This is a genomic window from Psychrobacter sp. 1Y4, assembly GCF_051847555.1.
In genome coordinates, this window is sequence record NZ_JBPYDE010000922.1 from 1 (window position 1) to 571 (window position 571).

The 571-nt window shown below is 42.4% G+C and carries 1 protein-coding gene and 1 pseudogene; one reads left to right on the forward strand and one right to left on the reverse strand.

The window, feature by feature from the left end; genetic code table 11:
* A partial coding sequence (locus ACS8FC_RS19615) for an Imm63 family immunity protein (RefSeq protein WP_439298018.1) occupies positions 1-254 on the forward strand: 254 nt, incomplete at its 5' end.
* On the opposite strand, the pseudogene ACS8FC_RS19620 reads toward ACS8FC_RS19615, so the two are convergent.
* Positions 255-571 (reverse strand): annotated as a pseudogene (locus tag ACS8FC_RS19620) (DNA polymerase III subunit delta); the annotation flags it as partial. It abuts the gene before it with no gap.

Genomic DNA, 571 nt, shown 5'->3' on the forward strand with positions numbered 1-571 from the left:
TTTATGAATTTTTTGAGATGGTAACTTCTATGCTGGCAGGCGAGTATGAGCAAGAGAATAGGGTCATTGGTGAAGATCAAAGAGTTATACGCTTCAATAAGCAAATTGAACTTATGACGCAGCTAAATCATGAATGGCGTAGAAAAAAGGAAGCTGATATAGCAGGAACTTTAAAAAACTCTCCTTATTCAATTAATAACAGGACTTACGATAAGAGAACTTGGCTAAATAAGCTTGCAAATTTTTTTAAATAATTAAACTGAAAACAGCCTTCTACCCGATAGTTCAAGCGCGGCCTGTAATAACAGCTCCCACGCTGGCTGGCGAATGAGGCCTTTAATAGCTTGATCACAACGATAGAGCAGAGCAGGCCATTCAGTCGTTTGGGACTTTGATTGACGACGGCAGGCTTGTTGATAGAGACCCTGCTTGCTACGCCAAATGCCCAGTGCTTGTGGGTCTTGTCCATCCATCAGTTGTATAATTTGCCGCATGTCTTTACTGATTGCCCAAAGGACCAAGGTGGTAGGCTCGTCGGTCGCCTTTAGCTGAAACATGATTTTGGCAACCT